The 13,365-nt window shown below is 58.2% G+C and carries 7 protein-coding genes; 4 read left to right on the top strand and 3 right to left on the bottom strand.

The features are described from left to right. Positions 1–8: 8 nt before the first annotated feature. The 3 genes from WKK33_RS05365 to WKK33_RS05355 all read right to left on the bottom strand — a co-directional run bounded on the left by WKK33_RS05365 (position 9) and on the right by WKK33_RS05355 (position 5,353). The gene (locus tag WKK33_RS05365; RefSeq protein WP_337932841.1) at positions 9–2,702 is read right to left on the bottom strand and encodes a 4-alpha-glucanotransferase; all 2,694 of its coding nucleotides are present in this window, start codon (positions 2,700–2,702) and stop codon (positions 9–11) included. Beyond that, entirely contained in the window at positions 2,699–4,027 is a 1,329-nt protein-coding gene (locus WKK33_RS05360; protein WP_337570090.1) for an MFS transporter, read from the bottom strand. The genes WKK33_RS05365 and WKK33_RS05360 overlap by 4 nt, the downstream gene beginning before the upstream one ends. Before the next feature lie 300 nt (positions 4,028–4,327). Beyond that, positions 4,328–5,353 (bottom strand): LacI family DNA-binding transcriptional regulator, encoded by a 1,026-nt coding sequence (locus WKK33_RS05355; protein WP_215760295.1) that lies wholly within the window; start codon positions 5,351–5,353, stop codon positions 4,328–4,330. A 333-nt stretch (positions 5,354–5,686) separates the two neighbouring features. Here WKK33_RS05355 and WKK33_RS05350 point away from each other — a divergent pair, with 333 nt between their 5' ends. From WKK33_RS05350 to WKK33_RS05335, 4 genes are all read left to right on the top strand, one after another. Continuing rightward, positions 5,687–8,701 (top strand): TonB-dependent receptor, encoded by a 3,015-nt coding sequence (locus WKK33_RS05350; RefSeq protein ID WP_337932839.1) that lies wholly within the window; start codon positions 5,687–5,689, stop codon positions 8,699–8,701. A 50-nt stretch (positions 8,702–8,751) separates the two neighbouring features. Beyond that, on the top strand, positions 8,752–10,461 hold the full coding sequence (susD, locus tag WKK33_RS05345; protein ID WP_337932837.1) for a starch-binding outer membrane lipoprotein SusD: 1,710 nt from the start codon (positions 8,752–8,754) through the stop codon (positions 10,459–10,461). Positions 10,462–10,495: 34 nt separating this feature from the next. Beyond that, the gene (locus tag WKK33_RS05340) at positions 10,496–11,683 is read left to right on the top strand and encodes a SusF/SusE family outer membrane protein (RefSeq protein WP_337932836.1); all 1,188 of its coding nucleotides are present in this window, start codon (positions 10,496–10,498) and stop codon (positions 11,681–11,683) included. Positions 11,684–11,773: 90 nt separating this feature from the next. Next, the gene (locus WKK33_RS05335; protein WP_337932834.1) at positions 11,774–13,231 is read left to right on the top strand and encodes a DUF5115 domain-containing protein; all 1,458 of its coding nucleotides are present in this window, start codon (positions 11,774–11,776) and stop codon (positions 13,229–13,231) included. The last annotated feature ends 134 nt before the right edge of the window (positions 13,232–13,365 follow it).

Here is a 13,365-nt window from a genome sequence, read left to right as displayed (position 1 = left end):
TGATGGTTTTATTTGTTGTTCAGGTGTCGTCCGGCCTCCGTGATGAGGTCCTTGATTGTGTTGTTGTAAGGTGTGTTGGCCAGCAGGTCCTCGATGTTGATGTGCATGCGGTAGCGCCAGTAGTGGTGTGGGTTGACGGGAATGTTGATGCGCTCGGCGCCTGCGTCGGGCAGGCGTAGCTGCTCGTCGATGGCCATCCAGTCTTGCAGCAAGAGCACGCAGAGCATCGACGGGCACGACAGTTGGGCGGCCACGATCTCCTTGGCCAGCCATCCCGGCAGCGGGTGGGGTGCCGCTCCGCCGCGGTAGAGCTTCGAGGCGTAATAGTCCTGCGTGCGGTTGTAGTCCTCGTCCCACCACTGTCGCAGGGTCGGCATGTCGTGGGTCGAGAACGTACACACGCTGCGGTAGGGATTGCGCGCAAGGTCGCCAAACGTGAGCTTCGGGTCCTTCGGCATCTGTTGCAGTTCGAGGCTGAGTATGCGCAGCTCGTTCATCACCCACGGCACACAGTCGGGCACCATTCCCAGGTCCTCGGCACACACCAGCATGCGTGTGGCCTGCACCAGCACCGGCAGTTTCTTCATGGCCTCGTTGTACCAGAAGTTGTTGTTGCGGCGATAGTAGTAATCGTTGTAGATGCGGTTGAACTTCTCCTTGTCGCTGTCGTAGAGCGCCTCATACATGAAGTTGAGCTGCGCCGTGATGCGCGGGTGGAACTTGTTGGGGTCGTTGTAGTCGCGCACGAAGAGCACGTCGCTCGCTAAGGCGTAGAGCCCATCGCGTATCCAGATGTCCACATCGCTGTTCTTGTCCTTGAAGGCCGCCTCAATCTTGCGCTCCGTGTCGTATTGCGGCTTGAGGGCGTAGATGTCGTCGTGCTGATGGTCGAGGTAGGTGTCGATCACCTCCTGTGCATGCTCTCGGAACACGCGGTCGACCACCCATCGGGCAATGAACGGCGTGGTGAACAGTTGCTCCTGGAAGTGCAGTCCGTAGCCCTCGATCTCCTCGCGCGACATGGCGAGTGCCGGCGCAAACTGTCCGAGCAGGCCGTGTACGCAGGTGATGGGGATGGCCCAGATGCGGAAGAATCCCAGCACGTGGTCGATGCGGTAGGCGTCGAAGTATTTGGCCATGTTCTGGAAGCGGCGTATCCACCACTGGCATCCGTCGTCGATCATGCGCTGCCAGTTGTAGGTGGGTAATCCCCAGTTTTGTCCGTTGACAGAGAAGGCGTCGGGCGGCGCACCGGCCTGTGAGTTGAGGTTGAAGTATTGCGGCTCGTGCCACACGTCGCATCCGCAACGGTTCACGCCGATGGGAATGTCGCCCTTGAGCACCACGCCCCTCGCCTTGGCATACTCGTGTGCCTCCTGCATCTGCTTGTGGAGCACATACTGCACATAGTAGTAGAACGCCACCTCGCGGTATTCCTCGGTGCGTGGGTTTCTCAGTGCGCCGCGGTCGGCCTCGTGCCATTGCTCATGGCCCTTCCACTGGCTGAAATCTACCGTCCCCAGCGTGTCGCGGAGATGGCAGTATTGTGCGTAGGGCACCAGCCAATGCTCATTTTCGGCCATAAACTTGCGGAAGTCGGTGGTCTTCATCACGGCCTCGCCCTCCTGCTGGAAGATGATGCGCAGGTATTCGGTCTTGGCGTTGTTCACCTGCTCATAGTCGATCTGGCTCAGGGCGTTGAGCTTCTTTCTGAGCGCCTCCATCTCGGCCGCCTTCTTCTTGTCGGCGATGGGCGGCAACTGCCTGAGGTCCACAAACTGTGGGTGAAGGGCGAAGATGCTGATGGCCGAGTAGGGGTACGAGTCGGTCCAAGTGTGTGTCGACGTGGTGTCGTTGATGGGCAGCACCTGCAGCACCCGCTGCTCGGTTTCGGCCACCCAGTCGACCATACGCTTCAGGTCGCCGAAGTCGCCCACGCCAAAGCTGCCCCGTGTGCGCAGTGAGAACACGGGTATGAGCGTGCCGGCCAGTCGCTCATTATAGATCTCGAAGAACGCCTGGTCGAGTTCCCTCACCACCATCTGTCCGTTGTCGGCCATGGGCAGTTCGAGGCGGCGGTTGGCTCCCGTTTCCCAGAGCAGGTCGCCCTTGTCGGTCCAAGCCACAAACTTAAACTCCGTGGTGCCGGCGTTGGCAAAGTCCCTGAGGTTGAGGTCGGCCACCCATTCGTTGTGGTTGTGCTCCACCATCCTCACGGCCTTGTCGGCAATCCATTGGCCCATGGCCTTGTCTTCGCCCACCACCGCCAGTTGGCATCCGCCTCTCAGTTGCGGTGCGCGCACCACGAGGCGCAGCGTCTTGGCGTAGGCCGACGCCTTCATTCGGCCGTGGGTGCGACGGTTCACACAGTCGGTGAAGGCCGAGCTGTAGAGATACGAGTCGCCTGGAATGTCCTGCCATCGGTTGCTCACGATGTAGGTGTCGGTCTTCTTGCCGTTGAGCTCCAGTCGGTGGGTGATGGTGGTCCACTCGTGCCGTTCCTCCTGGCCTCCGCGGTCCACGCTGAAGTAATAGTCGATGTGGGTCACCGACGCGTCGACCGCCATCTGGCAAGTCCACGTTTTGTCGGCGGTCATGTTCATGCCGTAGGTTTGCGCCTTGGCGCCGTTACGGTCCACCACGTTCAGTTGGAGCGTCTCTCCAAACACCGTGGCATATTGCAGGTTGAAAAGAATGTTCATTGTTGTGTTGTAAGGTTTTGTGGTTTGTTCTTATTGATGAGCGACACGCTGAGGGCGCCGAGTGCGAGCAGCGCTGCCGCCACGAGCATCATGTTGTATTGGTGCGATCCCACCATGGCGAGCAGTGTGCCACCACAGGCGGCCGCCACGATTTGCGGCAGGCAGATGGTGCCGTTGAACAGTCCGAGGTATGCGCCCTTGTGGCCGTAGCCCTCCAGCGCGTTGGTCACAAAGGCGAACGGCATGGCGAGCATGGCGGCCCACGCACATCCTATGAGCACATAGGGCAGCACCAGCAGGTTCTCGTCGTGGATGAAGGGCACCATGGCGAATCCCACGGCGCCGATGAGCAGACTGATGGCGTAGGCCCATCGCTCGTTCTTGATGCGCGGCAGCACCACGGCCCACACCACGCTTCCCAGCGCCTGCCAGAAGAAGAGCACGCCCACCCAGTTGCCTGCCTCCTGGTAAGCCTTCGAGGCCACGTCGGAGGTGTGCCACACGGTGTCGGCGATGGTGCCGTTGGTGTAGGTCCACATATACATGAACGCCGCCCAGCAGAAGAACTGCACCAGTCCGACCTTCCAGAACGTCGACGGCGCGTTGCGCAGCAGCGTAATCCACCCGGCCTTCTTCTCGTCGGCCTCCGGCTTGCGCTCGTTGTATTCGGCATATTCCTTCGGGTTCCATTCCTTCACGGTAAGCGTGGTGTAGAGCACACACAGGATGAGGATGATGGCTCCGATGTAGAACGAAAAGATCACCGAGTCGGGCACCACACCCTTCGGCGCCTCGTTGGCGATGCCGCAGGCGGTAAACAGGAAGGGGAACACGTAGCCGGCCAGCGAGCCCGAGTTGCAGAGGAAGCTCTGTATGGAATAGGCAAACGACTTCTGCCGCTCGTTCACCATGTCGCCCACGAGCATCTTAAAGGGCTGCATGGCCATGTTGATGCTCGTGTCGAGAAACATCAGCGACACCAGTCCGAACACCATGGCGGTGCTCACGGCCATGCCAAGCGATCCCGCGTTGGGCAGCAGGCACATCACCGCCACTGCCACGGCCGATCCGATGAAGAGGTAGGGTATTCGCCGTCCGAATCGGCACCAGGTGCGGTCGCTCAGCGTTCCCACGATGGGTTGCACGATGATGCCCATGAGCGGCGGCAAAATCCAGAAATAGCTGAGAGAGTGGGGGTCGGCTCCCAGTGTGGCGAATATCCTCGATATGTTGGCGCTCTGTAGGGCGTAGGCAATCTGCACACCGAAGAAGCCGAAGCTCAGGTTCCAAAGCTTCCAAAAGCTTAAATCTTCTTTTTGTTTCATGATATTGTTTAGGTTGTTGTTAGGTCTAAGTTTTGCCCATGCGCCATCGTGGTTGGCGAACGCGCATTGCGGCGGCTGGGGTGTTCCTACGAACGTATTTGCTTACGCAAGTTCTTACGAACGTATGTACTTTCGTACTTTCGTATTTCCGTACTTTCGTACGTATGTTGTTGCGGATGTGCAGTGTGGTTGTGGAGTGTGTGAGCAGGTTTCAACACTAAAATTATCTACAATCACTCATTCCTTATTATCACTTATCACTCATTCCACTCCACATTCCACACTTCACATTCCACATTGTCATTTCGAGCTTCCTCTGACCACGAGTCGGGTTTTCACCACCCGTTTCTCCACCTTGTCGGGGTCGGTCAGGCCCTCCACCTTGTCGATGAGGATGTTGGCGGCCTCGCGCCCCACTTCCACGCCACGCTGCTCCACGGTGGTGAGCTGGGGGTCGCATGCCACGGCGCGGCTGCCGTTGGTGAATCCACACACCGCCACGTCGTCGGGAATGTTGAATCCCATGCGCTTGGCCGTGTACATCACGCCGATGGCCGTGTCGTCGTTCACGCAGAAGAACGCGTCGGGCCGGTCGTCGCGCCTGAGGATGTTGGGTGTGAGGCGCTCGGCGTCGCTGCGGTTGTCGCACACGATGGCCAGCGAGTCGTCGGGCTTCAGGCCCGCCTTGAGCAGGGCGTCGCGGTAGCCGTTGTAGCGGTTCTTGCCCACCTCGGCCTTGCCCGCCATGCCATAGAAGGCTATGCGGCGGCAGCCCGTTTCGATGAGGTGCGTCACGGCCTTGAACGCCCCCATGTAGTCGTCGACCACCACAAGGCTGGCGTTGATGCCCGTGCAGATGCGGTCGAAGAACACCAGTGGCAGGCCCTTGTCGAGCAGCATCTGGAAATGGTCGTACTGCGTGGTTTCCTTGGCCTGCGACATGATGACACCGCACACGGGCTCCGTGTCGAACATCTGGCAGATTTGTCGCTCGCGCTCATAGTGCTCGCCGCTCATGGTGATCACTATTTGGTAGCCACGCTCGGAGGCCGTCTCCTCGATGCCCGTGAGCACCGACGCAAAGTAGTAATGGGTTATCTCGGGCACGATCACGCCGATGACCTTCAGGGCGTGTCGCCGATTGTTTCTGAGCGATTGGGCCAGGTCGTTGGGCGAGAAGTTGAGCTCCTTGGCGTAGGCGCAGATGGCGTCGCGCTTCTCCTGCCGCACCTTTTTGCATCCGCTCAGTGCGCGAGAGACAGTGGAGACCGACACGCCGAAATGCTCGGCAATGTCCTTCATCGTAGTAGCTTGTTTCTTATCCATATATCTGGTCTTACGGCTGCAAATTTACGCCAATAATGAGTAACTTGGTGTTCTTTTTTGCCATTTTAACTTTTTGCATTATGCAAACGTTTGCACACGAATTTTGGCGGATTTATGAAAAAAGGGTATCAACCTATGGCAAAGCGTCGTAAATTTGCAATGTAATCTAACGACATCTACCTTTCGCCCTGGAGAAACAAGGAGACTAGCCACCAACCCTACCCTATATATTGTTATGGACGCAGGCGTGGGACAACTGGCCCCCTTTTTGCAGACTCCAAGCAATTGGCAAACAGACGAGACAATTATTAATCAACCTAAACAATATGAACCATGAAGCATGTTAAATTCTCTAACACCCTGAGGATTGCAGCCCTTACAGGCGGCTTGTTCCTTTCGGCAAGTGCTTTCGCGCAACAGGTTGTCGTGAAAGGACATGTGAAGGATGCCACGGGCGAACCCATCATCGGTGCCACCGTGCGTGTGGCAGGCGTTGGGGGCGGAGCCATCACCGACGCCAATGGTAACTTTACCATTTCTGCCAACCCCAAATCGACCATCACCATCTCATTTATTGGCTATGAGCCCGCAACCGTCACGGCTGGGCAAAACGTCGACGTGGTGATGAAGGAAGCTGGAGCCACCCAGTTGAAAGACATGGTGGTCATCGGTTACGGTAAGGCCAAGAAGGCCGACCTCACAGGATCGGTGACCGTCATGAAGCCCGATGAGCTCACGAAGGGCGTAACCAACAACGCCTCCGACCTGCTCGTAGGTAAGGTGGCTGGTGTGGATGTGCAGACCGACGGTGGATCGCCAGGCGCAGGAGCGCAGATCCGCATCCGTGGCGGCGCCTCGCTCTCGGCCAGTAACGACCCGTTGTATGTCATCGACGGACTCGTCATCGACAACAACACCGCAACGGGCATGAGCAACATCCTCGCCAACATCAACCCGTCGGACATTGAGACCTTCACCGTGCTCAAGAGCGCCTCGGCAACAGCCATCTACGGATCGCGCGCCAGCAACGGTGTGGTGATCATCACCACCAAGAAGGGAAGCAGCGGTCAGCGCCCCACCTTCTCCTACAATGGCGACGTAACGGTGTCGACCGTGCGCAAGAAATACGATACGCTCAACGCATCAGAGCTTAAGGACCTCGTTGCCTCGAAGGGCATCGACACCAACCTCCTTGGCGACGCCGACACCGACTGGCAGGACGAGATTCTCCGCACCGCCGTGTCGACCAGCCACAGCGTGAGCATGCAGGGCGGCCTGAAGAACATGCCCTACCGTGTGAGCGCAGGCTACAACGCCGCCAACGGTATTCTCCGCACCAGCTGGATGCACCGTTTCAACAGCAGCGTGAACGTGGCGCCTTCGTTCCTCGACAAGCACCTCAACTTCAACTTTACGGCCAAGTATATGTATGAGAAGGACCGCTACGCCGACCCAGGAGCCATCGGAGCCGCTCTGGCCATGGATCCCACACGTCCCGTGCGCACCGACGATCCCGACTACAGCGTGGTGGGCGGCTATTACCAGACCCTCCAGGGCGCTTCGTTCAACGACCCCAACTGGACCAAGACCTCTTACTCGCAAACACCGCAGAACCCTGTGGCCATGCTCAACAACAAGCATTGCGTGGCCAACGCCAACGATATCAGCGGCAACGCCGAGGTCGACTATAAGATCCACGGCTTCGAAGACCTCCATATCCACGCCAGCCTCGGCGCGCAGTACACCGCCTCCAGCCAGACCACCGATGTGGCGCGCACCTCTTACAGCGACAACTACTATGGTCGCCAGGAGTTTATGGATTATTACAAGTATAACATCGTGGGCAACGCCTACGCACAATACATGCACCAGTTTGGCGACCACCATGTGGACATCATGGCAGGCGTAGAGCAGTCGCACTACCACCGCACGGGAACAGGCACCTACGGAAAGGGTACCAACCCGCTGACCGGCGAGGCTTACAACGAGAAGCTCAGAAGCGAGACCGAATGGGCCACACACAACTCGCTCGTGTCGTACTTCGGCCGATTCAACTACAACCTGCTCGACCGCTACCTGCTCACCGCCACCTTCCGCGCCGACGGATCATCGCGCTTCGCCAAAGGCCACAAGTGGGGCTACTTCCCATCAGCTGCCTTGGCATGGAGAATGAGCGAGGAGCCCTTCATGGCCAACATTCATTGGCTCAACAACCTGAAGCTCCGCTTCGACTGGGGTAAGACCGGTCAGCAGAACGGCATCGACGACTTCTACTACGCTCCCGTCTATGTGCGCGGCGACCAGTTCTCGCAGTATACCTTCGGCGACACCTATTATTATACCATGCGACCCAACAAGTATAACGGCAAGCTCACATGGGAGAAGACCGAGACATGGAACGTGGGTGTCGACTTCAGCGCGCTCAACAACCGCGTTGGCTTCAGCATCGACGGATACATCCGCAACACACGCGACCTGCTGGCCAACGTGTCGGCAACGGCAGGAACCACCTTCGGCGACGAGCTGCTGCAGAACATCGGTTCGCTCCGCAACTACGGTCTGGAGTTCTCCATCGACGCCAAGCCCATCGTCACCAAGGACTTCACATGGGGCGTGACCTACAATGTGGGATGGAACAAGAACAAGATCACCGAGCTCAAGGCCGGCGCACAAGACTGGGTGTGGGTCAACTCCACCGTGGCCGCGCGCGGTACCACAACCCGATTGCAGCGCAACAAGGTGGGTGAGCCCATCAACTCGTTCTTCGTTTACCAGCAGGTCTACGACGACAACGGCAAGCCCATCGAGGGTCTCTATGTTGACCGCGACCACAATGGCGTGATCGACGATGGCGACCGCTACTACTACAAGAGCCCGGCACCCGACGTGATCATGGGTCTCACATCGAAGTTCCTCTACAAGAACTGGGACCTGAGCTTCTCGCTCCGCGCTTCGCTCGGCAACTATGTGTACTATTACAACCTCGCCAACAAGGCTAAGGTGTGCGACTCAGGACTCTACAGCCACGGCGCCTTCGAGAACAGCAATCCTGAGGCTGTGGCTCTCGGATTCACCGGACTGACCACCGCCATGAACAGCGTCAGCGACTACTTCATTCGCAACGCATCGTTCCTCAAGTGCTCCAACATCACCCTCGGCTACACCTTCCCAGCACTCATGAAGTGTGGATCGCACGAGTATTTCGCCGGACGCGTCTACTTCACCGTGCAGAACCCATTCATCATCACCAAGTATAAGGGTCTCGACCCCGAGGTGGCCAATGGCGTCGACAAGGATCCGTACCCGCGCCCAGTGAGCTTCCAGCTCGGTGTGCACTTCGATTTCTAACCGTGCAAACCATCAACGGATAAAAACCATCTAACTAAGCATTTACAATCATGAAACACATCATATTGAAAAGCGCAGCGTTGGCCCTCATCAGCATGGCCGCCGTGTCGTGCGCTGACGATCTGAACATTTCGCCCATCGACCCGCAGACCTCGCCGTCGTATAAGGTGGAGGAACTGCTGGCCAAGCAGTATGGCACACTCGGACTCACCGGTCAGAAAGGTCCTGACGGTAACCCTGATATGGGCACCGACGAGGGTGAGAGCGGATTCTACCGCACTGTGTTCAACCTCAATGAGCTCAACTCCGACGAGGTGCTCTGGGCCTGGCAGGACAACCAGGACATCATGCCTATCACCAACATGGCATGGACGTCGGCCTCGCCGCGTGTCAACTGGTGCTACCAGCGTTTGGCTTACGACATCACGCTCCACAACCAGTTTATCAGCGAGCAGACGGGCAAGCTCCCCGACGACGAGGTGGCTGAGGTGCGCTTCCTGCGCTGCCTCAACTACTACCAGTTCCTCGACCTCTTCCACAAGGCTCCGTTCAAGGTGGAGTTTAATGGCGACCTGCCTACCGAGAAGAGCGGCGTCGACCTCTACAAGTGGATCGATGAGGAGCTCACGGCCATCGAGCCGCTGATGAAGAAGGTGGGTGCCTACTGCAACGCCAAGAGCTTCGGACGCGCCGACCGCGGTGCAGCCTTTGCCCTCCACGCTCGCCTGGCGCTCAACGCCATGGTCTACACCGACGGCCAGATCAACGATTACAAGAAGGCCAAGGACTACTGCGACAGCATTCTGAATACTGGCGCCTACGACCTCTGTAGGGCCGAGAAGAACGGATATACCGGTTACCAGCAGCTCTTCATGGCCGACAACGACGAGAATCCCGAGGCCATGCAGGAGATTATCCTCCCCATCCGCCAGGACGGTCTGAAGACGCGCAACCACGGCGCAACGACCATGCTCATCAATGGTACACGCTGCGGCGGTATGCCCTATTTCTACCAGAACAACCCCTGGCAGTGTGTCTTCGCACGCAAGAATCTCGTGGGTAAGTTTATCCCCACCCTCGACCTGCCCAACGCCGACAACAAGGCTTGCACCGAGGCTTACAAAAAGTATCTGTCCGACAACCAGCTTAACGCCGGCAGCCTCAGTGAGGCCGACATCATCGCCATGGACCAGGTGCTCGGCGGCAGCACAGCCGAGCTCGTCAGCAAGGCGGGCGATGACCGCGCGCTGTTCTACGCTGGCTACGCCGGTGGTGTGCGCCGACTGGAGCCCGACAAGTCGATCAAGAACTTCTTCGACGGTGTGTCGATCGTGAAATGGTCGAACGTGCGTACCGATGGCGGACAGGTTCACGACCAGAACTTCTGCGACACCGACGTGCCCCTCTTCCGTCTGGCTGAGATCTACCTCACACGCGCTGAGGCCAACTACCGCCTGGGCTACAAGGACGCCGCCCTTGCCGACATCAAGGTGCTGCAGCAGCGCGCCCACCGCACCAACGAGGCCAAGTCGCTCTCGCTCAACGACATCCTCGATGAGTGGTGCCGCGAGTTCTACCTCGAAGGACGCCGCCGCAGCGACCTCGTGCGTTTCGGGCTCTACACCAGCAGCCAGTATCTCTGGAGCTTCAAGGGCGGCCAGCCCAACGGTGTGGGTGTCGACAGCCACTACAACATCTATCCGATTCCGGCCAACGAGATCTCGGGCAACCCCAACCTCCACCAGAATCCGAACTATTAATAGTTTTTCCGAATAACCATAAAGACTTTGGATCATGAAATATCTACATAAACTCATGACGCTTCCGTTGCTCGTGTTGCCGTTCCTCTTCGCCGCTTGCGACGAGGATCGCGACAGCAACCCGACACTGGACCTGAGCCACGTGGCCGAGGGCTTCGTGCTCAACACACCGGCGTATGCCGAAAACATTTACGACCTGGCAAAGTCGGAGGGCGTGGAGCTTACTTGCTCGCAGCCCAACTATGGCGAGGGTGTGCCCTACCAGGTGCGCTACTTCGTACAGGTGTCGCTCGACCCCACCTTCGGTCAGGCCAACAGTGAGGCGGCCTTCAAGGAGCTCTCCACCTCGTTCACCAAGGCTAAGATGAACGCCAACGCCGTGGAGTTTAACAATGCCGTGGTGGACCTCTTCCAGGCTGCCAACCCTGACGCCGACGTGCCGGCCACACTGCCCGTCTACGTTCGCTTGCGCGCCATCATCGACGGCACCATGACGGAGAACCTCGGCGAGACGTTCTCTAACGTCATCACGCTGCCTCGGGTGCGCGCCATGTATCAGGCTCCCGATGTGGAGTATCCGGGTTGCCTCTATGTCGTCGGATCGTCGATCCAGGAGGCATGGAGCAGCTGGAAGCAGGTGCCCGCCGTCTATGGCTTGCAGGGTCAGTATTACACCATGGTGTATGTGCCGGCTGGCGGTGCCTTCAAGTGGGGAACAGCCGAGGGCGACTGGCGTGGTTACAGCCGCATCACCATCGACGACCAGGCTGGTGCAGGCGTGTCGAACAACGACGACGACAACATCGTGCTGGCCAACGGCGGATGGTATGCACTGCTCTTCGAGGGTGTTATGACCGCCGACAAGAAGGCCATCAACTACAAGCTCCATATCTATCCGGGCGAGGCTTACGTCATGGGCGACGCCGCCGGCACATGGGACGAGGCCAACCCCGCTGCGGCCATGCAGGCTCCCGCCGACCAGAACGGCGAGTGGGTATCGCCGGCCTTCACCGCTACGGGCGAGCTGCGCGCCTACATCCACATCCCCAATGTGGAGTGGTGGCGCACGGAGTTTACGCTCCTCAATGGCAGCCTCTATTTCCGCGACATCAACCTTCCCGAGAACTGGGCTGCCAACGCCGGCCCCGAATACTCGGTGAGCTGCGCTCCCGGACAGAAACTCTATGTGAACTTTGACAAGAACACAGGTAAGGTGCAATAACTTTTTCATAATGGCTACGGGTGGAGTAGGGTGCCGCCCGAGCCCCCGTGGCCATTAGGAAAGGTGTGAAATCTTAAATAATCAACAACCATGAAAAAAACATTGTTATATAGCTTGGCGGCTTTTGTGGGTCTTTCCTTCATGAGCTGCAGCGGCGACTACGACGATTGGATGGCGCCGCAACACAACGACCAGGATAGCGCCATCACCATACCGGGATTTGCGGCTTCGGCCGCCGGCGACGTGAACCTGGCCAACCCCGGCAAGGATGTGAAGGTGTTCAGCCTCTCTACGGCTACGCTGCCTGAGGGCGCGCAGCTCGGCCACACCCGTGTGGTGCTCACGCCGACCGATGAGGCTGCCGCCTACACCCTTCCGCAGGAGCTCGACGCCACCAACGAGGGAACCATCGACAGCACGGCCTTGCAGACGGCTGTGGTGAAGGCTTACGGCAAGCGCCCGTCGGCACGCCCGTTCAAGGCGCACGTCTACAGCGATGTGGTGGCCAACGGTCAGGCGCTCTTCGTCGACGCGGGCGAGATCAGCGTGAACGTGTCGCCCAAGGCACCGTTTATCTCAAAGGCTTATTACATCGTGGGCGACTTCAACTCATGGTCGCTCAACGAAACGTCGTTGCCCAACTATAAGTTCAGCCGCTCCGACAAGGATGTGTATGAGGACCCCATATTCACATTCACCCTCACCACAACGGGCACCAACCAGTGCTGGAAGATCATTCCGCAGGAGAACATCGACGCCAACAACCTCTGGGCACAGGGCGTGCTGGGAACTGCGAAGGATGGCGACACCAGCGACGCGGGCACGCTCGTTACCGACAACCCGCAGGCTGGAAAGATTGTCGACGCGGGCACATACGTCATTACGCTCAACATGATCGACTACACCTACAGCGTGGTGCGCGCCGACTCTTATTACATGGTGGGTGGCGTCTACGGATGGAACGCTGAGGCTGCCTCGAAGCTCGCCTTCTACAACGAGGGCGGATCGAAGGCTTCCATCACCACGCAGTGGACAGGCGACGCCAACCTGAAGATATGGAACCGTGCCAACATCAACAATTGGGACCTGGCATGGGGTAGCGTTACCGACGGCGAGACGGCTGCCGAGGGCGACCTCGTGAACAGTGGCGCCAACGCCTTCGTGTGCCCCGAGAAGGGTGCCTACTACACGCTCACCATCGACATGTCAAGCAAGAAGTACTCATGGACGAAGCTCGACAACCAGGAGCCGCAGGCGTTCTCACACGTGAGCATCATAGGTGGATTCAACGACTGGAAAGCCGACGTCGACATGACTCAGACGGCTCCCCACAACTGGTATCTCCGCCACAAGTTCACCGCAGCGGCTGAGGTGAAGTTCCGCGCCGACCACGAATGGACCACCAGTTGGGGTGGACAGACGGCCGCTCTCGCCGACATGATCTACTGCGCTGCGGCAGGTGGCGACAACCTCAACATTCCGGCTGGAACCTACGACATCTATTTCAACGATATCACCGGCCAGTTTATGTTTGTGGCTGTCAACTAACAATTATCGCCCCAAATCTCGATAGTCTCTTTTAATGCTGAGGGTGTGTCATAATTGACTATGGTCATTTATGGTGCATCCTCCTTTTGTATATCGTTTAGCGAGAGCAAAACCAAAGTTTTTTATTTATTTTT

Origin of the sequence: Hallella sp. (genome assembly GCF_037460745.1) — a bacterium.
GTDB classification, from domain to species: Bacteria; Bacteroidota; Bacteroidia; order Bacteroidales; family Bacteroidaceae; genus Prevotella; species Prevotella faecis.
This window is presented reverse-complemented; position numbering and strand designations above follow the sequence as displayed.

Excerpts from the sequence above, each read along its gene's own strand:
- WKK33_RS05335 (WP_337932834.1), top strand. The coding sequence starts at position 11,774 with ATGAAAAAAACATTGTTATATAGCTTGGCGGCTTTTGTGGGTCTTTCC.
- WKK33_RS05350 (WP_337932839.1), top strand. The coding sequence starts at position 5,687 with ATGAAGCATGTTAAATTCTCTAACACCCTGAGGATTGCAGCCCTTACA.
- WKK33_RS05365 (WP_337932841.1), bottom strand. The coding sequence starts at position 2,702 with ATGAACATTCTTTTCAACCTGCAATATGCCACGGTGTTTGGAGAGACG.
- WKK33_RS05360 (WP_337570090.1), bottom strand. The coding sequence starts at position 4,027 with ATGAAACAAAAAGAAGATTTAAGCTTTTGGAAGCTTTGGAACCTGAGC.
- WKK33_RS05355 (WP_215760295.1), bottom strand. The coding sequence starts at position 5,353 with ATGGATAAGAAACAAGCTACTACGATGAAGGACATTGCCGAGCATTTC.
- WKK33_RS05340 (WP_337932836.1), top strand. The coding sequence starts at position 10,496 with ATGAAATATCTACATAAACTCATGACGCTTCCGTTGCTCGTGTTGCCG.
- susD (WP_337932837.1), top strand. The coding sequence starts at position 8,752 with ATGAAACACATCATATTGAAAAGCGCAGCGTTGGCCCTCATCAGCATG.